Below are 18,587 nucleotides of genomic sequence, written 5' to 3'. Positions count from 1 at the left end.
GATGGGCTTTTTATTGCGTCGCCAGGAAGTGCTCAACGTCGAGCAATTGCAGTCCATGCTCGATGATTCCCCGGTGCGCGCCGCCCAGGCGATCCTGATCGCGGCCAAGGCAGGCGTGGTCGATGCCCAGGCGTTGCTGGGGCAGATCCTGCTGGAAGGGCGCGGTATCGCACGCGATGAAGCGCTGGCGCTACGCTGGTTCCAGATTGCGGCGCAGGGCGGGCAATTGATGGCGCGCAATATGGCCGGGCGCTGCCTGGAGCATGGTTGGGGCTGCGCCGTCGATGAAGCGGCGGCAGCGCGGGAATATCGGCTGGCAGCCGAAGGCGGGTTGGATTGGGGCCAGTACAACTACGCCAACCTGTTGGCTACCGGCCGCGGCGTTATGCAAGACCAGGCCCAGGCGCTGACGTTTTATCGCCAGGCCGCAGGGCAGGGCCACGCCAAGTCGATGAACCTGGTGGGGCGTTATCTGGAAGGCGGCCAGTATTGCCCCAGGGATCTTGAGGCAGCCTTTGAATGGTACCGGCGCTCCGCCGAAGCCGGGGATTTTCGGGGGCAGTTCAGCTATGCGGCGGTGCTGGCGGACAGAGGCCAGATCGACGCTGCGCTGGAGTGGCTGCACAAGGCGCTGGAAGGCGGGAATCTCAAATTCCTGCGAACGGCACACAAGGCGCTGGCGCTGGCCAATGACCCGCAGATTCGCGCCATGGCCGAGGCTTATCAAGGGCACGCGGACCAATTGGAGAAAACGCTGTAGGACCCCGTTTCTACACATTCACGTGTTCCGGTTTGTCGATGAACGGCAAGGACCAAAGGTTGAAGCTCTGGCTTAAGTCACTATGATTAAGCTTGAATCATTTTTAATCGCTTGCTTGTCATTTATCCGCAAAGAGAGTTTTCATGGGTGCCGAAACCAAAGTAATGACAGCTCATATTCCCACTGCCCTTGCTCAGAAAGTTGACCAGATGGCCGCGCGAATGGATCGCTCACGGGGATGGGTGGTGAAACAGGCCCTCGCTGATTGGGTCGATCAAGAAGAGGAGCGCAGCCGGCTGACGCTTGAGGCTATGGCAGATGTAGATGCGGGGCGCGTGATCGATCACCAGGCAGTGCAGGCCTGGGCAGATAGCCTGAGCACCGATTCGCCGCTACCGGTACCGCGCTGATGGAGCTGAGGTGGACAAGTAAAGCGTTATCCGACCTGGCTCGATTATATGACTTCCTCTCTGTTGTAAACCGCGAAGCTGCCGCCCGCATCGTGCAGTCACTGTCTCAAGCGCCTGACGCGCTGCTCGGTAATCCGCGCATCGGTGAGAGAATTGAAGAGTTTTCACCGCGCGACGTAAGAAGACTTTTAGTCGGCCATTACGAAATGCGCTACGAAATTCAACAGTCGACACTTTATATTCTACGGTTATGGCACGTTCGCGAAGATCGTTGAGGGCGCGTACCACAGACAGAAAAAAGCCCATGAAACGTCATGGGCTTTTTAGTTATAACCGTCTTACACGTAAAACGATTTCAACGGCGGAAACCCGTTGAACTCAACTGCGCTGTAGCTGGTGGTGTAGGCACCGGTCGACAACCAGTACAAACGATCACCAATCGCCAGGTTCAACGGCAAACCGTACTTGTAGTTCTCGTACATGATATCGGCGCTGTCGCAGGTGGGGCCGGCGATCACCACTTCTTCCATCTCGCCTTTCTTCTCGGTCCAGATCGGGAACTTGATGGCTTCGTCCATTGTTTCGATCAGGCCGGAGAACTTGCCCACATCGGTATACACCCAACGCTCGACGGCGGTGCGCGATTTACGTGCAACCAGCACCACTTCACTGACCAGGATGCCGGCGTTGGCGATCAACGAGCGGCCTGGCTCCAGGATGATTTCCGGCAGGTCGTCGCCGAAATCTTCCTTGAGGAAACGGATGATTTCTTCGGCGTAGGTTTCCAGGCTGTTGGTGCGGGTGATGTAGTTGGCCGGGAAGCCGCCGCCCATGTTGATCAGCTTCAGCTCAATGCCATCTTCTTCTTTCAAACGTTCGAAGATCACCTTGACCTTGGCGATCGCCGCGTCCCACACGCTGATGTCGCGCTGTTGCGAGCCGACGTGGAACGAGATGCCGTACGGCACCAGGCCCAGGTCGCGGGCGAGGATCAGCAGGTCCATGGCCATGTCGGTCTGGCAGCCGAATTTGCGCGACAAAGGCCAGTCGGCCGTGGTCGAGCCTTCGGTGAGGATGCGCACATACACTTTCGAGCCCGGCGCGGCTTTGGCGATGTTGCGCAGGTCGGCTTCGGAGTCGGTGGAGAACAGGCGCACGCCCTTCTCATAGAAGTAGCGGATGTCCTTGGATTTCTTGATGGTGTTGCCGTAGCTGATACGGTCGGCGCTGACGCCGCGGTCCATGACCTTGTCCAGCTCGTAGATCGAGGCGATGTCGAAGCTCGAACCCTTGTCTTTCAACAGGTCGATGATCTCGACGGCCGGGTTGGCCTTGACGGCGTAATACACCTTGGCGAATTCGAAACCGGCGCGCAGGTCATCGTAGGCCTGGCTGATCATCGCGGTGTCGATCACCACGAACGGGGTTTCTTGCTTGTCGGCGAACGCCTTCATTTTGTCAAAGGTGGCGCGCGCGAAATAGTCTTCGACGTTGATCGACATGCTGGGGACTCCTAGGGGCAAACTGTATTAATCAATGGGTACAACTGAACGTCCTCCGTATCCCCACTTTGGTTCGCCTACTTCCCAAGGCATGTCGCCGAAAGCAAAAAGGCCATGGGATAAGCTTCCCTTGGCCTTGCTGTCTCGTCGTCAGTACTTGAGCCGGATGGATCGTTTCCAGCATGGACGTTCGGCGCGAACTTTAGGGCTTGATGGGCGTGGGATCAACTAAAAATGTCGCGTTTTTGCACGCGTTCGTCGTACGGCCGCGTGCAGCTACTTATGTAACCGACCGGTGTGACGGATTGATGTTCCCCGGATTGGGCAAAACGATGGGATTTCCCTGACACGCTAGAGTGCAAATGTGGGAGGGGCTTGCCCCCGATAGCGGTGTGTCAGTCACTTCTCAGTCACTGATACACCGCTATCGGGAGCAAGCCCCCTCCCACATTTATCCCTGTTGTGTCAGGTCAAGCCAATGCAGTCTCGGCAGGCGAGACAATACTGGTCTTGCCGCCACGGGACTTGCCAGAGCTCAGGTACTCGGCAATCGACTCCTGGGTCACTTCACCCAGGAACACCCGCTCCGCATCCATCACCGGCAACCACGAGCGGTTGAACTCATACATGCGCGACAGCAGGATGCGCAAATGCTCGTCGTACACGGCGGTGGCGTTGAACTCGCGCAGGTACTGGCCACATGTACCGGTCTGACGGTGCAAGTCGCGACGGCGTACATAACCCAGCGCCTTGTTCTCGGCACAGGTGACCACCACGTAGCGACGGTCATGCTCGTCCATCAGTTCCAGGGCATCGGCCACCGGGGTTTCCGGGCTGACCGACGGGGCGTTGTCCGCCGCGTCTTCGGCCTTCACCAACAGCAGGCGCTTGAGGGTGCTGTCCTGGCCCACGAAGTTGCTGACAAACTCGTCGGCCGGGTGCGCCAGCAGCGTGTCCGGATGGTCGATCTGCAACAGCTTGCCGGCGCGGAAGATGGCGATCTTGTCACCCAGCTTGATCGCTTCGTCGATGTCGTGGCTGACCATGATCACGGTCTTGTTCAGCGCGCGCTGCATCTCGAAGAACTCGTTCTGGATCATTTCGCGGTTGATCGGGTCGACCGCGCCGAACGGCTCATCCATCAGCAACAGCGGCGCATCGGCCGCCAGGGCACGGATCACACCGATGCGCTGCTGCTGGCCGCCGGACAGTTCACGCGGGTAGCGATGCAGGTACTGCTTGGGTTCCAGCTTGATCATGCTCATCAATTCGCGGGCGCGGTCGTGGCACTTCTGCTTGTCCCAGCCGAGCAGCTTGGGCACCACCACAATGTTCTCTTCGATGGTCATGTTGGGGAACAGGCCGATCTGCTGGATCACATAGCCGATGTTGCGGCGCAGGGTCACTTCGTCCAGGTCGGTGGTGTCTTCACCGTTGATCAGGATCTTGCCCGAGGAGGGCTTGATCAGGCGGTTGATCATCTTCAGCGTGGTGCTCTTGCCGCAGCCCGACGGGCCGAGGAATACACAAATCTCGCCTTCGTTGACGGTCAGGCTTACATCGTTGACGGCGGTAATGGTCTTGCCGTTGCTTTGAAAAGTCTTGGACAGGTTTTGAAGTTCGATCATTTGAGCAATCCTTTTGGAGTCAGCGAGCGTTGCAGCCATTGCAGAAGCAGGTCGGCGAAGATGGCCAGGAGACTGACCAGCACGGCGCCGACAATCAGCATCGACATATCGCTGCGGCTGATGGAAGCCAGAATAAGTACACCCAGGCCACCGGCACCGATGGTGGCGGCGATGGTCATCACACCGATGTTCATCACGACGGCGGTACGCACACCAGCGAGGATCACCGGCACGGCAATCGGCAGTTCGACCATGCGCAGGCGCTGGCCGAAGGTCATGCCGATGCCGCGTGCGGCTTCGCGAATACCCGGTTCCACCCCGGTGAGGGCCAGGTAGGTATTACGCATGATCGGCAGCAGGGAGTAGAGGAATACGGCGGTGATCGCTGGCATCGGCCCGAGGCCCTGGCCGAACTTGGAGTAGAAGGGCAACAGCAGGCCGAACAGGGCGATGGACGGCACGGTCAGCAGCACCGTAGCGCTAGCCTGCAACGGACCGGCCAGGGTCGGGAAGCGGGTCATCAGCACGCCCAGGGGCACGCCGACGACGATAGCCAGGATCACTGCGATGCCGACCAGGGTGATGTGCTGCCAGGTCAGGTGCAGGACTTGGGCCCAATCAAGATGGGAAAAGGCGTTCAGGAATTCCATGTCTTCTCCTTCTTAGTTGATCGGATGTTGGCGCAGGAAATCGGCGGCGACAGCGGACGGGCTTTCGTGGTCGACGTCGACCCGCGCATTCAGCGCGCGCATGGTTGCGTCGTCGAACAGCTCGGCCAAGGGCTTGAGCTCTGCGGCCAACTGAGGATGCTGGTCGAGATATTGCTGACGGATCACCGGGGCTGCGGTGTAGTCCGGGAAGTAATGTTTGTCGTCGGCCAGCAGCTTCAATTTGAACGCGTTCAGGCGGCCGTCGGTGGTGTAGACCAGACCGGCAAACACCTGGCCATTACGCAGGGCGGTGTAGACCAGGCCAGCGTCCATCTGCCGAGTGTTTTTGCGCGTGAGGTTCATGTCATACAACTTGACCATGCCGCCCATGCCGTCGGAGCGGTTGGCGAACTCGGTGTCGAGGGCCACCAGGCGGTTCTCCTTGGTGTCCTCGGCCAGGGCCCTGGTCAGGTCGCTGATGCTGTTGATCTGCGGAAATTCCTTGGCCACGTTTTCCGGCAGTGCCAGCGCGTAGGTGTTGCTGAATTTCGACGGCGAGAGCCAGACCAAGCCTTTTTTCGCGTCGAGTTCTTTCACCCGGGCGTAGGACTGTTCGCTGTCGAGTTTCTCGTCCACGTGGTTGTAGGCCACCAGGGAGACGCCGGTGTATTCCCAGATCAGGTCCAGTTGCCCACTTTCCTGGGCACTGCGCGCCAGGTTGCTGCCCAGGCCGCCAGTGACGCGGGCGTCATAGCCCTTGGTGCGCAGGTACTGGGAGGTGATTTCGGCCAGCAGGGTCTGCTCGGTGAAGACCCGTGCGCCTATGCGGATTAGCGGTTTTTCTGCGGCTTGCGCAATACCTGCGAACAGCAGGACGCAGCCTAATATCAAGCTTAGTTTTTTCATGTGAATTCCTTTGCCAAGCCTTAAGACGGACGTAACCCGCGTTCCAGCCAGAGACGGCTGGCCATGGTCACCAGGCCATCAAGCAGCAAGGCGAGCAGCGCGGTGCATGCAGTGCCGAGCAGCAGTTGCGGCTGGTTGTTCAGGGCAATGCCGGGGAAGATCAGGCTGCCCAGGCTGTTGGCGCCAATCAGGAACGCCAGTGGTGCGGTGCCGACGTTGATCGCCAGGGCCACACGTACACCGCCAATGATGATCGGCACGGCGTTGGGCAGTTCCACGCGAAACAGCACCTGGCGCGGGGTCATGCCGATGCCGGTGGCGGCTTCCTTCAGGGAACCCTGAACATTCTTCAGGCCTTCGTAGGTGTTGCGCACGATGGGCAGCAAGGAGGCGAGGAACAACGCGAAGATGGCCGGGCCGCTGCCGATGCCGAGGACGCCGAGGGCGATGGCCAGTACGGCCAGGGGAGGGACGGTGTTGCCGATGTTGAAGATTTGCATGAAACGTTCTGCACGCCCGACCATGTTGGGTCGGCTGAGCAGGATACCAGCGGGGATGCCCACAATCAGGGCTGCCAGCATGGAGACTAGGACGAGAATCAGATGAGCTTGCAGGTAAAACAACAAATCGTCGCGGTACAGTTCGATCGTGTTGATGCCGATCCAGTGGACCAGCAGGGCCAGGAGCGCGACGACAACCGCTGCTCCTATAAGCCCTTTGCCATAGCGAATAGCCACAGGCGGACTCCTTTTTTTCTTCTGTCGACGAACACATTCCCGCGTGGCATGCCATTGCTGGCTGTCAGCGAAATGTGATCGCGAAATGCAGCTCGCCAATGCCGTCAAAAGCGGCATGAGTTCGAGCCATAAGCGCAGCCTCGTCAGGCTAACTAGCTGATTTTTCAGCCCCTGTTCCGAGTGCGGTAGCAGGGGAGTGGACGTCTCTACCTTTTAAAAGGTTCCACACTTGGGCGCATTTAGCCACCCCCAATAGGCTCAACGGTGGTCTGTACCCTCGGGTTTGCGCTATACTCGCCGCCCTTTTTTGACTCACCTGCCAGGCGATTTCCCATGACCCACCAGGCCGCCGAAGTCGCGAAACGCCGCACTTTCGCCATTATTTCCCACCCCGATGCCGGTAAAACCACCATCACCGAAAAGCTCCTGCTGATGGGCAAGGCAATCGCGGTGGCCGGCACGGTGAAATCCCGCAAATCCGACCGCCATGCGACCTCCGACTGGATGGAAATGGAAAAGCAACGGGGTATTTCCATTACCACGTCGGTCATGCAGTTCCCGTATCGCGACCACATGGTCAACCTGCTCGACACCCCGGGTCACGAAGACTTCTCCGAAGATACCTACCGCACCCTCACGGCAGTTGACTCGGCGCTGATGGTTCTCGACGGCGGTAAAGGTGTTGAGCCGCGCACCATCGCGCTGATGGACGTCTGCCGCCTGCGTGACACCCCGATCGTGAGCTTTATCAACAAACTCGACCGCGATATCCGCGACCCGATCGAGTTGCTCGATGAGATCGAAGCCGTCCTGAAGATCAAGGCCGCGCCGATCACTTGGCCGATCGGTTGCTACCGCGACTTCAAGGGCGTGTACCACCTGGCCGATGACTACATCATTGTCTACACCGCCGGCCACGGTCATGAGCGCACCGAAACCAAGATCATCGAAAAGCTCGATTCGGACGAAGCCCGCGCTCACCTGGGCGACGAGTACGACCGTTTCGTCGACCAGTTGGAGCTGGTGCAGGGCGCCTGCCATGAGTTCAACCAGCAGGAGTTCCTCGACGGCCAGCTGACCCCGGTGTTCTTCGGAACTGCCTTGGGCAACTTCGGCGTCGACCATGTGCTTGACGCTGTCGTGAACTGGGCGCCGAAACCCCTGGCCCGGGTCGCCAACGAGCGCACCGTGGAGCCAGTGGAAGAGAAATTCACCGGCTTCGTGTTCAAGATCCAGGCGAACATGGACCCCAAGCACCGCGACCGTATCGCCTTCATGCGTATCTGCTCCGGCCGCTACGAAAAAGGCATGAAGATGCGTCACGTGCGCACCGGCAAGGACGTGCGCATCGGCGACGCCCTGACGTTCTTCTCCTCCGAGCGTGAACAGCTCGAAGAAGCCTACGCCGGCGACATCATCGGCCTGCACAACCACGGCACCATCCAGATCGGCGACACCTTCACCGAAGGCGAAGCCCTGGGCTTTACCGGCATCCCGCACTTCGCCCCGGAATTGTTCCGCCGCGTGCGCCTGCGCGACCCGCTCAAGTCCAAGCAACTGCGCCAAGGCTTGCAGCAGTTGGCCGAAGAAGGCGCCACCCAGGTGTTCTTCCCCGAGCGCAGCAACGACATCATCCTCGGCGCCGTCGGTGTGCTGCAGTTCGATGTGGTCGCCAGCCGCTTGAAAGAGGAATACAAGGTCGAATGCTCCTACGAGCCGATCACCGTGTATTCGGCGCGCTGGATTGATTGCAGCGATAAGAAGAAGTTGGAAGAGTTCTCCAACAAGGCCGTGGAAAACCTGGCGATCGACGGCGGTGGTCACCTGACCTACCTGGCACCGACGCGGGTGAACCTGGCGCTGATGGAAGAGCGTTGGCCGGATGTGAAATTCCGTGCGACCCGCGAGCACCACTAAGGTCTGGGCGGTTGAGAGAATGTGGGAGGGGGCAAGCCCCCTCCCACATTTTGATCTCCAAAAGGTTGGAGATTGGCGGTAATTCGGCATCGCGACTAGCGTAAACGCTGGTGGCAGTTAATGACTGCCGTGCGGGTCCCATTCACTGACTGGACGGAATCAACCATGAGTATTTTTCAACGCGTAGTGCTGTTGATGAAGGTGCTGGTGCTGTTGTCGTTGGGGATGTCGACGGCCTGGGCGCATAACCCGGTGCAGAGCGTAGGGGTCGTGACGAGTGGCCAGGCATCGGACTTGCAGTTGGCCAAGTCCGAAGCCGAACCAGGCGATCAAGGCCAGGGCGGCAGCGAGGGTGATGATGACTCGACTACCGACGAGCCTGACAGCGACGACGCAGACGAAGGCGACAGCCAGACGTAGTCTTGCTGAAAAGAACGCGCCTTCCGTCAGGCTATAGCTGGCGGAAGGCGCTTTTCAGACATCCGGCGGTGACTTAGAACGAGGTGGTCACCGACGCGAAGTAAGCCCGGCCCGGCTCGTTATAGGTCTGGGCACCGGCATCCTCGGCATTGCCTTTGCGTGACAGGCGCTTGTCCAGCAGGTTGTTGATACCGACACGCACGCTCAAGTTTTTGCTGAACTCGTAACCACTGCTCAGGCCCATCAACCCGTACGGGTCGACATCCTGCTGGGCGCTGCGGTCATAGCTGTTGGCGCTGCGTGAGTTGAGTGTCGGCGATTCCTGCTTGCCGTAGTAGGTGCCGCTGACCTGGAAGGACAGCTTGTCGGTGGCTTGCCAGTCCAGTGTGGTGTTGATGGTGTACTTGGGGATGATGCTCAACGGCTCGCCGGTGTCTTTGTCCTTGGAGTCGATCATGTAGGTCAGGTTGGTGTTCCAGTCCAGATCGCTGCGCAGGCTTACGAAAAGGTTGCCTTCAACCCCTTGCACCAACGCCGGTCCGCTGTTCTCCCATTCAAGTACACGGCGACCATTGCCCAGGCGGAACGCCGCCTCGTTGCTGGCATTGATCTTGTTCTTGTAGTCATTGCGGAAGTACGTCGCGCTGGTGCGCCAGTTGCCCTTGTCGTAGGCCAGGCCGATTTCTTTATTGACGCTGATTTCCGGTTTCAAGTCCCGATTACCCACCAGGTAGCAACCGCCCATGTTGGCTTCGCTGGCGTTGCAACCGTTGCCACGGCTGTATAGCAAATAATTGGGGTTGGACTGGTACAGGTTCGGGGTCTTGTAGGCCCGGGCGATACCGCCCTTGAGGCTCAGCTCATCGGTCAACTGATGGGAGGCGTTGAGGCTGGGGCTCCAGTTGCCGCCGTATTCTTCATGATCGTCGTAGCGCAGGCCCGGGGTGATGATGGTCTTGCTGCCCAGTTCGATGTTGTCCTCGGCAAACAATGCGTAGCTCGATGCGGTGGTCTTGGTGCTGTTGCGGCTGACACCAGGAATGGCGGGGACGCCGCCGGTGCCTGGGTCATAGCTTTGCGGGCGCAACGAGCCGGGATCGTTCATCGATTCGTAGAGGTATTCGCTGCCCAGGGTCAGCACCTGTTCGGTGCCCAGGCTCAGTGGCAGGTTGACCTCGGCGGTGGCCCGGGTATTGCGCAAGCGTGATTCGAAACGACCGGCGCTGGCCGAAGGCGCACCCTCGCCGGCACCGGCCAGGCCTTCGTTGAGACGCTCGTTGCGGGTCAGGTCGTGGGTCAGCGAGGCCAGGGTCGAGCCCCAGTCAAATTCACCGCGGTGGGTTGCAGAGAAGCTGCTGCGTTGAATCACACTGGTTTCCTTGCCCACCAGGCTTTCAACGAATGCGCCACCGCCGTTGAGCATGGTGTCGCCGGCAAAAATATTACCCTGGCGGCTATAGCTGGCTTCCAGGTCGAGGGTTTGCTCTGGGGTGAATTGCCAGCTCAGCAAGCCATTGACGTCTTTATTGCGTACGCCTTCGCGGCCAGCGACCAAAGAATCAGGCGTCGCTTGGGCTGCGCGGTTGATGTCGGCGTCATCGGCGTCGGTCTTGTTCAGCCCGCCATAGACGCGGAACGCGAGACTGTCGGTCAGCGGGCCGCTGAGATTGAAGTTGGTACGTTTGCTCGCGCCTTCGGCATCGTTTTCGGGGAAGGCGGTGTAGGCGGTCAGCGAACCGTGCAATTGGTCGGTCGGGCGTTTGGTGATGATGTTGATCACCCCGCCCATGGCCCCGGAGCCATAACGAGCGGCGGCCGGGCCGCGCAGGATTTCAATGCGCTCGACTTCTTCGGCCGGCACCCAGTTGGTTTCGCCACGGGTATCACGGTCACCGCTCCAGCCATAACGCACGGCGTTGCGTGAGGTGGAGGGTTTGCCATCGATCAGGATCAGGGTGTTTTCCGGGCCCATGCCGCGCAGGTCGATCTGACGGTTATTACCGCGGCTGCCGCTGGAGCTGTTGCCAGTCAGGTTGACGCCTGGCTCGCGGCGGATGATCTCCGACAGGTCGTTGGTGGGTGGGCGCTTCTTGATGTCCTCGGCGGTGATGATCGATACGCCAGGGGCTTGCTTGAGTTCTTCGGCAGCGTTGCCTAGTACTCGCGTTTCTTCCAGCACCAAGGCTTGAGGTTGGCCGTCTACAGGCAGGTCTGTCGCTTCGATCGGCACTTTATCGCGCTGTTTTTCCACACTCTCCGCCAACAGCGCGGGGGACGAAAGGGTAGCGATAAACGCCAGCGATAGATGGCTGAGCCTGAATTGAGACGACATGTCCATAAGGTCCTTTGGAGGGGCGATTGAGCGAGATGCGCCTGAATCGCCTTGTGCAGAAACCCTGGTTTACCGGACGATGTTCAGCGCTCTCATTGCGCCGTAATGGTATTGATTCTCAAACAAAAGTAAATTTCATTTACAATCTATACATTTTGCAAAAGGCTCTGGCTCAGTGTTTTACGCAAAAAAAAGCCCCTCCGGCCAGACTGATGCGCAATCTGGCGGGAAGAGCGATGGAACTCATTGAAACCGCAGCCCCTCTAGGAGGCTGTGTTGCCTCAGGCCACAAACTGCTCCGCGTAATGGCACGCCACCTGCCGATTATCCAACGGCCGCAACAACGGCTCCTCGCTGCTGCAGCGTTCGGTCGCATACGGGCAACGCTTGTGGAACGCGCAGCCAGGCGGCGGATTCAGCGGGTTGGGCAGCTCGCCGACGATCTTGATCTTCGGCTTGTCCGGGTCAGGATGAATCGTCGGGGTGGCCGACAGCAGCGCCTGGGTGTAGGGGTGCAGGGGGCGTGCGTAAATGTCTTCCTTGGGGCCCACTTCCACGGGGCGGCCGAGGTACATCACCATCACATCGTCAGCAACGTGCTGCACCACCGCCAGGTTATGGGAGATGAACACGTAGGCGGTGTTGAACTCCTGCTGCAGGTCCATGAACAGGTTGAGCACCTGGGCCTGGATCGACACGTCCAGCGCCGAGGTCGGCTCATCCGCCACCAGCACTTTGGGTTGCAGCATCATTGCCCGGGCCAGGGCGATACGCTGGCGCTGGCCGCCGGAGAACATGTGCGGGTAGCGCTGATAATGCTCGGGGCGCAGGCCCACTTGCTTCATCATCGCCTGCACTTTTTCGCGGCGCTCGGCAGCGGACAGGTTGGTGTTGATCAGCAACGGTTCCGCCAGTTGATCGCCGACCTTCTGGCGTGGGTTCAAAGAGGCATAGGGGCTCTGGAACACCATTTGCACGTCTTTGCGCAACTGCTTGCGCTGGGCCTTGTCGGCGCCAGCCACTTCTTGCCCGGCGATTTTCAAGGAGCCCGACGAGGGCTCTTCAATCAGCGTCAGGGCCCGGGCCAGGGTGGATTTGCCGCAACCCGACTCGCCTACCACGGCCAGGGTCTTGCCGGCTTCCAGTTCGAAGGACACACCATTGAGAGCACGTACGGTGGCGTGGCCCTTGAACAGGCCACGGGACACTTCGTAGTGACGGGTCAGGTCGCGGGCGGTAAGAACGACGGCCATTACGCCACCTCCTGGTTCAAGGGGTAGAAGCAACGCGCGAGGCTGTTGGTTTTCGGATCGAGAGCCGGACGTTCGGTGCGGCAGTTATCGCGTACGTACGGGCAACGCGGCGACAGCAGGCAACCTTGCGGACGGTCATACCGACCGGGCACGATGCCTGGCAGCGTGGCCAGGCGCGTGGCGCCCAGGCTGTGTTCCGGAATCGCCTTGAGCAGCGCTTCGCTGTAGGGGTGCGCTGGAATGTCGAACAGTTGTGGCACCTGGCCAACTTCCACGGCCTGGCCGGCATACATCACACACACGCGCTGGGCGGTTTCGGCCACCACGGCGAGGTCGTGGGTGATCAGCACCAGGCCCATGTTCTGCTCTTTCTGCAGGGCCAGCAGCAGCTCCATGATCTGCGCCTGGATGGTCACGTCCAACGCAGTGGTCGGTTCATCGGCGATCAGTAGCTTGGGCTCGCCGGCAATCGCCATGGCGATTGCCACGCGCTGGCTCATACCACCGGACAGTTGGTGCGGGTAGGCATCCATCCGGCTGGCAGCGCCTGGGATTTCAACCTTTTCCAGCAGCTCGATCGCACGCTTGCGCGCTTGCTTGCCGGACATTTTCAAATGCAGGCGCAGCACTTCTTCGATCTGGAAACCCACGGTGTAGCTGGGGTTGAGCGCGGTCATCGGGTCTTGGAACACCATCGCCAGGTCTTTGCCGACGATCTGGCGGCGCTGGCGGTTGCTCAGCTTGAGCATGTCCTTGCCGTCGAAGTTCAGGGCGTCGGCGGTGACGATGCCTGGGTGCTCGATCAGGCCCATCAGCGCCATCATGGTCACGGATTTACCCGAACCCGACTCGCCAACGATCGCCAGTACTTCGCCTTTGTCGACGGTAATGTCGAGGCCATCGACCACCGGCACGGCGGTCTTGTCGCCGAAGCGTACGTTGAGATTCTTTATTTCTAACAGTGACATGGGAATCTCCTCAGGCGGCGTTCTTGAGTTTCGGGTCCAGCGCATCGCGCAGGCCGTCACCCATCAAGTTGATTGCCAGCACGCTGAGCAAAATGGTCAAACCAGGCAGGCTCACCACCCACCAGGCGCGTTCGATGTAGTCCCGAGCCGAGGCCAGCATGGTGCCCCACTCCGGGGTTGGCGGTTGTACGCCAAGGCCGAGGAAGCCCAGGGCGGCGGCATCGAGGATCGCCGACGAGAAGCTCAGGGTGGCCTGGACGATCAGCGGTGCCATGCAGTTAGGCAGCACGGTGATGAACATCAGGCGTGGCAGGCCGGCGCCGGCAAGACGGGCGGCCGTCACGTAGTCGCGGTTCAGTTCGCCCATCACCGCGGCGCGGGTCAGACGCACGTAGGACGGCAGCGACACGATGGCGATGGCGATCACGGTGTTGATCAGGCCAGGGCCGAGGATGGCGACAATGGCAACGGCCAGCAGCAGCGATGGCAGGGCCAGCATGATGTCCATCAGGCGCATGATGGTCGGGCCAAGCAAGCGCGGGAAGAACCCGGCGAACAGGCCCAGCAGGATGCCCGGGATCAGCGACATCACCACTGACGACAAGCCGATCAGCAACGACAGGCGCGAACCCTGGATCAGGCGCGAGAGCAGGTCACGGCCCAATTCGTCGGTGCCGAGCAGGAACTGCATCTGCCCACCTTCCAGCCAGGCTGGCGGGGTCAGCAGGAAGTCGCGGTATTGCTCGCTGGGGTTATGCGGTGCCACCCACGGGGCGAAGATCGCGCAGAACACGATCAGCAACATGAACAGCAGGCCGGCAACCGCGCCTTTGTTCTTGGAGAAGGCTTGCCAGAATTCTTTGTATGGAGACGGGTACAGCAGGCTCTGATCGACTGCTGACACTGGAGTAGAGGTAGTCATGGTCATGATCTCAGCGCTGGTGACGGATGCGTGGGTTGGCGAAGCCGTAGAGGATGTCCACTACGAAGTTCACCAGGATCACCAGGCAGGCGATCAGCAGAATGCCGTTTTGCACCACCGGGTAGTCCCGTGCGCCAATGGCTTCGATCAGCCATTTGCCGATGCCGGGCCACGAGAAGATGGTCTCGGTCAGTACCGCACCGGCCAGCAGCGTGCCGACTTGCAGGCCGACCACGGTAAGTACCGGAATCAGCGCGTTGCGCAGGCCGTGCACGAATACCACGCGTGCCGGCGACAGGCCCTTGGCCTTGGCGGTACGAATGTAGTCTTCACGCAGTACTTCGAGCATCGACGAACGGGTCATCCGCGCGATCACCGCCAGCGGGATGGTGCCCAGCACGATGGCCGGCAGGATCAGGTGGTGCAGGGCGTCCCAGAACGCGTCCGGCTCGTCGGCCAGCAGGGTGTCGATCAGCATGAAACCGGTGCGCGGCTCGATGTCGTAGAGCAGGTCGATACGCCCGGAAACCGGGGTCCAGCCCAGGCTTACCGAGAAGAACATGATCAGGATCAGGCCCCACCAGAAGATCGGCATCGAATAGCCCGCCAGGGAGATGCCCATCACCCCATGGTCGAACAGGGATCCTCGTTTCAAAGCCGCGATCACCCCGGCTAACAGGCCCAGGATACCGGCGAACAACAGGGCGGCCATGGACAGTTCCAGGGTCGCGGGGAAGAGGGCGGTGAACTCGGTCCACACGCTGGTGCGGGTGCGCAGCGATTCGCCAAGGTCGCCCTGGGCGAGCTTGCCGACGTAATCCAGGTATTGCGCATACAGCGGCTTGTTAAGGCCAAGGCGCTCCATTGCCTGGGCGTGCATTTCGGGGTCAACCCGTCGCTCGCCCATCATGACTTCTACGGGGTCGCCTGGAATCATGCGAATCAACGCAAAGGTCAGCAACGTGATGCCGAAGAACGTGGGGATCAATAACCCCAGTCGGCGGGCAATAAAACTAAACATCTTGGTGTGTACCTCAATCAGCCGGTTAGGCAGGTTCGGCACCGTCAGTGTCGACGGTGCCGAGCGTTTTTCTTATTTACTTCACCTGGGTGGTGGCGAAGTTATTGTTCGTCAGCGGGCTTTGGGTATAACCCTCGACGTTCTTGCGCATGGCGGTAAACATTTTTGGATAAGCCATGGGTATCCACGGCTGGTCCTTCTCGAAAACATCCAGGGCTTGTTCATAGAGTGCGGCCCGTTGCTGGGGTTCAGCGATGGCGCGCGCCTTGTCGATCAAGTCCTGAAACTCCTTGTTACACCAACGGGCGTAGTTTTCGCCGTTTTTCGCTGCATCGCAACTCAGGTTAGGCGTGAGGAAGTTATCCGGGTCGCCGTTATCCCCCGCCCAGCCGGCGGAAACCATGTCGTGCTCGCCTGCCTTGGCGCGCTTGAGCATCTCGCCCCATTCCATGACCTTGATGTTGACCTTCAGGCCGATCTGGGCCAGGTCTGCCTGCATGCGCTGGGCGCCGAGCATTGGGTTGGGGTTGGTCGGGCCGCCGCCGTTACGGGTGAACAGGGTGAACTCGGTGCCCTCCGGTACGCCGGCTTCCTTGAGCAGGGCACGGGCCTTGTCCAAGTCGCGAGGTGGGTTCTTGAGCTTGTCATTGAAGCCCAGCAAGGTCGGTGGATACGGGCCGGTGCCCACCACCGCGTTGCCTTTGCCGTACAGGGCGTCGGTGTAGCCGGCCTTGTCGAACGCAATGTTGATCGCGTGACGCACCCGTGGGTCGCTCATGTACTTGTGGGTAGTGTTCAGGGCGGTGTAGCTGGTGGTCATGGCCGCCAGCTCATCGACTTTCAGGTTCGGATCTTTCTTGATGCTCGGCAGATCATCCGGCTTGGGATAAAGCGCGATTTGACATTCATTGGCCTTGAGCTTTTGCAAGCGCACGTTGTTATCGACCGCAATGGCCAGGATCAACGGGTCGGCGGGCGGCTTGCCACGGAAGTATTCCGGGTTGGCCTTGAAGCGCACCTGAGCATCTTTCTGATAGCGGATGAAGATGAATGGGCCGGTGCCGATCGGCTTGCTGTTGAGTTCGTCGGTCTTGCCGGCGGCGAGCAGCTTGTCGGCGTATTCGGCGGAATGGATAGCGGTGAACGGCATTGCAACATCGGCCAGGAACGGTGCTTCAGGGCGCGTCAGGGTGAAGACCACGGTGTGATCGTCAACCTTCTCGACACTCTTGAGCAGTTCCTTGAAACCCATGCTTTCAAAATAAGGGAAACCGGTGGTGGACTTGTTATGCCACGGGTGTTTCGGGTCCAACTGGCGCTGGAAGCTCCACAGCACATCGTCGGCATTCAAGTTGCGCGAAGGCTTGAAGTAATCGGTAGTGTGGAACTTGACGTCATCGCGCAGGTGGAACGTGTAGGTCAGGCCGTCATCACTGATTTCCCATGACTTGGCCAGCGCGGGCACTACCTCGGTCGTACCCGGCTTGAAATCCACTAGACGGTTGAACATGGTTTCAGCAGCGGCATCAGCGGTCACGGCGGTGGTGTACAGCACCGGGTCGAAACCTTCCGGGCTGGCTTCGGTGCAGACCACCAGCGGTTTGGCCGAAACGCCGATCGCCACGCTCAACAGCGCGGCAGCCATGGCGGCTTGTAGCGGGAGCATTTTCATTCAGAGCCCTCTGCAATCGATGGAACCAGAAAAGCGTAGACGGCGAGGCTCGTCCTGAGCCCGCCGTCTACCTGGCGCTAATTAAAGGATGTTGAATGGGATGGTGGTAACCAGACGGAATTCCTTGATGCTGCCATCGGACTGGAACTCGCTGCCACGGTGTTCAACGTAGGTGGCGCGAATCGCGGTGGCCTTGAGCGGGCCACTCTGCACCGCGTAGGAAGCGCCTACACCGTATTCCTGGTGCTTCTCGCCGTCCTGGGACTGGATGCCGTCGTAGGCGAACTTGGCGCGGCCATTGTTGCCGGTGTAGTGGGTACCGTCGATGCCCCAGCCGCGGGCCGAGTAGGCATTGAACTTCAGGCCTGGTACGCCGTATTCAGCCATGTTGATGGCATAGGCGATCTGGAAGGATTTCTCGTTCGGGCCGTTGAAGTCCGAGGTCAGGGAGTTGGCCAGGTAGATGCCGTTGGTTTCGTGCAGGTAGTCGAAGTACTCGTTACCGTTCACTTGCTGGTAACCGAAGGTCAGGCTGTGTGCCTGGTGAGTCAGGCCCAGGGACAGGGAGAAGGTATCGTTGTCGATTTCCCCCATCTCTTTTTTGCCTTCGTCGACAGTCTTGTAGTAGTTGAAGCCGGTGGTCAGGCCCAGTTGCTGAGCGTCGCCCAATTCGTGGGTAGCGCCGAAGTAGTACTGGTTCCAGAAGTCCTTCACGTTGGCGGCGAAGAAGCTGGTCTTCAGGCTTTTCAGCGGCTGGTAGTTCACGCCCAGGGTGGACACTTTGTCGGTTTCTGCGCCATTGCCGTATTCGGTACGGAATTTCGACAGGCTCTGCTCGCTACGTGGCGAAACGCGGTCAAACACGCCGCCCTGGAACGACAGGTTGCTGAACTCTTCGCTGTTGAAGCTCACACCCTGGAAGCTTGAAGGCAGGGCACGGTTGCCGATGGTGTCGACGATGCCGCTGCTGAAGTTCTGGCGACCGGCGGTCAAGGTGGTGTTGGACACGCGGAACTGCACGTTGGCCAGGCCCAGCTTGCTCCACTGGTCGACGGCGTCGCCGTTGGAGTCCGCCAGGGTACGGTTGGAGCCACCCTTGATGTCACGCTTGCTGCGGTCCAGTACCAGGGCGTTGTAGACCGCTACTTCGGTCTTGACCCCAACGGTGCCCTGGGTGAAACCCGAGCTGGCGTTGAGGATGGTGCCCTGCACCCAGTTGGTACGGTTGCGATCAGTAAGGGTCTGGCCGTGCTTCTGGTAGGCGAAGGTGCCCCCACGGTATTTGCTTTCATGGGAGTACCAGTTACGCGTGGTGCCGCCGAGGCTGAAATCTTCAATGAAGCCCTTGGCCTCGCCTTGGGCGCTGGTGCCGGCCAATGTGGTAGGAACGAAGTCCTGGCTGGCGGGTTCAGCATAGGCGGTCGCCGTGATGCTGCTGATGGCCAGGGCCAGAAGCGCTTTGCTGCTCAGTTTCATGGGTGAAGCTCCT

17 protein-coding genes are annotated in these 18,587 nt (G+C 59.9%); 5 read left to right on the top strand and 12 right to left on the bottom strand.

Translation table 11 applies throughout. The features are described from left to right. Position 1: 1 nt before the first annotated feature. The 3 genes from BLU48_RS21185 (at position 2) to BLU48_RS21175 (ending at position 1,445) form a co-directional block, all read left to right on the top strand. Complete coding sequence (locus BLU48_RS21185) at positions 2 to 760, top strand: tetratricopeptide repeat protein (RefSeq protein ID WP_057021589.1); 759 nt, start codon at positions 2 to 4, stop codon at positions 758 to 760. Between the two features lie 143 nt (positions 761 to 903). Beyond that, positions 904 to 1,170, top strand: coding sequence for a CopG family ribbon-helix-helix protein (locus BLU48_RS21180; RefSeq protein ID WP_032893597.1), 267 nt, complete (start codon positions 904 to 906; stop codon positions 1,168 to 1,170). Then, entirely contained in the window at positions 1,170 to 1,445 is a 276-nt protein-coding gene (locus BLU48_RS21175; protein ID WP_082636603.1) for a type II toxin-antitoxin system RelE/ParE family toxin, read from the top strand. The genes BLU48_RS21180 and BLU48_RS21175 overlap by 1 nt, the downstream gene beginning before the upstream one ends. A gap of 63 nt (positions 1,446 to 1,508) precedes the next feature. On the opposite strand, the gene BLU48_RS21170 is transcribed toward BLU48_RS21175, so the two are convergent. The 5 genes from BLU48_RS21170 to BLU48_RS21150 all read right to left on the bottom strand — a co-directional run bounded on the left by BLU48_RS21170 (position 1,509) and on the right by BLU48_RS21150 (position 6,593). Continuing rightward, complete coding sequence (locus BLU48_RS21170; protein ID WP_003188470.1) at positions 1,509 to 2,672, bottom strand: type III PLP-dependent enzyme; 1,164 nt, start codon at positions 2,670 to 2,672, stop codon at positions 1,509 to 1,511. A gap of 470 nt (positions 2,673 to 3,142) precedes the next feature. Next, positions 3,143 to 4,300 carry an osmoprotectant ABC transporter ATP-binding protein OsmV gene (locus BLU48_RS21165; protein ID WP_043048518.1) on the bottom strand — a complete coding sequence of 386 codons (1,158 nt, stop codon included), beginning with the start codon at positions 4,298 to 4,300 and terminating at the stop codon, positions 3,143 to 3,145. After that, complete coding sequence (locus BLU48_RS21160) at positions 4,297 to 4,950, bottom strand: ABC transporter permease (RefSeq protein ID WP_034118069.1); 654 nt, start codon at positions 4,948 to 4,950, stop codon at positions 4,297 to 4,299. The genes BLU48_RS21165 and BLU48_RS21160 overlap by 4 nt, the downstream gene beginning before the upstream one ends. Before the next feature lie 12 nt (positions 4,951 to 4,962). Further along, positions 4,963 to 5,856, bottom strand: coding sequence for a glycine betaine ABC transporter substrate-binding protein (locus BLU48_RS21155; RefSeq protein WP_057021588.1), 894 nt, complete (start codon positions 5,854 to 5,856; stop codon positions 4,963 to 4,965). Positions 5,857 to 5,876: 20 nt separating this feature from the next. Next, entirely contained in the window at positions 5,877 to 6,593 is a 717-nt protein-coding gene (locus BLU48_RS21150) for an ABC transporter permease (RefSeq protein ID WP_057021587.1), read from the bottom strand. Between the two features lie 333 nt (positions 6,594 to 6,926). Between BLU48_RS21150 and BLU48_RS21145 the strand changes: the two genes are divergently transcribed. Both BLU48_RS21145 and BLU48_RS21140 read left to right on the top strand, forming a co-directional pair. Next, complete coding sequence (locus BLU48_RS21145) at positions 6,927 to 8,510, top strand: peptide chain release factor 3 (RefSeq protein WP_056845524.1); 1,584 nt, start codon at positions 6,927 to 6,929, stop codon at positions 8,508 to 8,510. A gap of 165 nt (positions 8,511 to 8,675) precedes the next feature. Then, complete coding sequence (locus BLU48_RS21140) at positions 8,676 to 8,930, top strand: hypothetical protein (protein ID WP_032877817.1); 255 nt, start codon at positions 8,676 to 8,678, stop codon at positions 8,928 to 8,930. Between the two features lie 73 nt (positions 8,931 to 9,003). On the opposite strand, the gene BLU48_RS21135 is transcribed toward BLU48_RS21140, so the two are convergent. From BLU48_RS21135 to BLU48_RS21105, 7 genes are all read right to left on the bottom strand, one after another. After that, a complete protein-coding gene (locus BLU48_RS21135) occupies positions 9,004 to 11,262 on the bottom strand; it encodes a TonB-dependent siderophore receptor (RefSeq protein WP_057021586.1) in 2,259 nt (752 codons plus the stop codon). Positions 11,263 to 11,543: 281 nt separating this feature from the next. Then, complete coding sequence (locus BLU48_RS21130) at positions 11,544 to 12,515, bottom strand: peptide ABC transporter ATP-binding protein (RefSeq protein ID WP_043048525.1); 972 nt, start codon at positions 12,513 to 12,515, stop codon at positions 11,544 to 11,546. Then, entirely contained in the window at positions 12,515 to 13,483 is a 969-nt protein-coding gene (locus tag BLU48_RS21125; RefSeq protein ID WP_057021585.1) for an ABC transporter ATP-binding protein, read from the bottom strand. The genes BLU48_RS21130 and BLU48_RS21125 overlap by 1 nt, the downstream gene beginning before the upstream one ends. A 10-nt stretch (positions 13,484 to 13,493) precedes the next feature. Further along, a complete protein-coding gene (locus tag BLU48_RS21120) occupies positions 13,494 to 14,405 on the bottom strand; it encodes an ABC transporter permease subunit (RefSeq protein ID WP_005784738.1) in 912 nt (303 codons plus the stop codon). Between the two features lie 10 nt (positions 14,406 to 14,415). After that, positions 14,416 to 15,426, bottom strand: coding sequence for an ABC transporter permease subunit (locus BLU48_RS21115; protein WP_003171721.1), 1,011 nt, complete (start codon positions 15,424 to 15,426; stop codon positions 14,416 to 14,418). A gap of 76 nt (positions 15,427 to 15,502) precedes the next feature. Beyond that, positions 15,503 to 17,098, bottom strand: coding sequence for an ABC transporter substrate-binding protein (locus BLU48_RS21110; protein ID WP_057021584.1), 1,596 nt, complete (start codon positions 17,096 to 17,098; stop codon positions 15,503 to 15,505). Between the two features lie 81 nt (positions 17,099 to 17,179). Then, complete coding sequence (locus tag BLU48_RS21105; RefSeq protein WP_046070888.1) at positions 17,180 to 18,574, bottom strand: OprD family outer membrane porin; 1,395 nt, start codon at positions 18,572 to 18,574, stop codon at positions 17,180 to 17,182. Between the last annotated feature and the right edge of the window lie 13 nt (positions 18,575 to 18,587).

The sequence above is a fragment of the Pseudomonas synxantha genome, from assembly GCF_900105675.1.
Taxonomy (GTDB): domain Bacteria; phylum Pseudomonadota; class Gammaproteobacteria; order Pseudomonadales; family Pseudomonadaceae; genus Aquipseudomonas; species Aquipseudomonas synxantha.
The sequence above is the reverse complement of the archived record's forward strand: the minus strand, read 5'-3'. Positions and strand labels throughout refer to the sequence as shown.

Excerpts from the sequence above, each read along its gene's own strand:
- BLU48_RS21185 (WP_057021589.1), top strand. The coding sequence starts at position 2 with ATGGGCTTTTTATTGCGTCGCCAGGAAGTGCTCAACGTCGAGCAATTG.
- BLU48_RS21180 (WP_032893597.1), top strand. The coding sequence starts at position 904 with ATGGGTGCCGAAACCAAAGTAATGACAGCTCATATTCCCACTGCCCTT.
- BLU48_RS21175 (WP_082636603.1), top strand. The coding sequence starts at position 1,170 with ATGGAGCTGAGGTGGACAAGTAAAGCGTTATCCGACCTGGCTCGATTA.
- BLU48_RS21170 (WP_003188470.1), bottom strand. The coding sequence starts at position 2,672 with ATGTCGATCAACGTCGAAGACTATTTCGCGCGCGCCACCTTTGACAAA.
- BLU48_RS21165 (WP_043048518.1), bottom strand. The coding sequence starts at position 4,300 with ATGATCGAACTTCAAAACCTGTCCAAGACTTTTCAAAGCAACGGCAAG.
- BLU48_RS21160 (WP_034118069.1), bottom strand. The coding sequence starts at position 4,950 with ATGGAATTCCTGAACGCCTTTTCCCATCTTGATTGGGCCCAAGTCCTG.
- BLU48_RS21155 (WP_057021588.1), bottom strand. The coding sequence starts at position 5,856 with ATGAAAAAACTAAGCTTGATATTAGGCTGCGTCCTGCTGTTCGCAGGT.
- BLU48_RS21145 (WP_056845524.1), top strand. The coding sequence starts at position 6,927 with ATGACCCACCAGGCCGCCGAAGTCGCGAAACGCCGCACTTTCGCCATT.
- BLU48_RS21140 (WP_032877817.1), top strand. The coding sequence starts at position 8,676 with ATGAGTATTTTTCAACGCGTAGTGCTGTTGATGAAGGTGCTGGTGCTG.
- BLU48_RS21135 (WP_057021586.1), bottom strand. The coding sequence starts at position 11,262 with ATGTCGTCTCAATTCAGGCTCAGCCATCTATCGCTGGCGTTTATCGCT.
- BLU48_RS21130 (WP_043048525.1), bottom strand. The coding sequence starts at position 12,515 with ATGGCCGTCGTTCTTACCGCCCGCGACCTGACCCGTCACTACGAAGTG.
- BLU48_RS21125 (WP_057021585.1), bottom strand. The coding sequence starts at position 13,483 with ATGTCACTGTTAGAAATAAAGAATCTCAACGTACGCTTCGGCGACAAG.
- BLU48_RS21120 (WP_005784738.1), bottom strand. The coding sequence starts at position 14,405 with ATGACTACCTCTACTCCAGTGTCAGCAGTCGATCAGAGCCTGCTGTAC.
- BLU48_RS21115 (WP_003171721.1), bottom strand. The coding sequence starts at position 15,426 with ATGTTTAGTTTTATTGCCCGCCGACTGGGGTTATTGATCCCCACGTTC.
- BLU48_RS21110 (WP_057021584.1), bottom strand. The coding sequence starts at position 17,098 with ATGAAAATGCTCCCGCTACAAGCCGCCATGGCTGCCGCGCTGTTGAGC.
- BLU48_RS21105 (WP_046070888.1), bottom strand. The coding sequence starts at position 18,574 with ATGAAACTGAGCAGCAAAGCGCTTCTGGCCCTGGCCATCAGCAGCATC.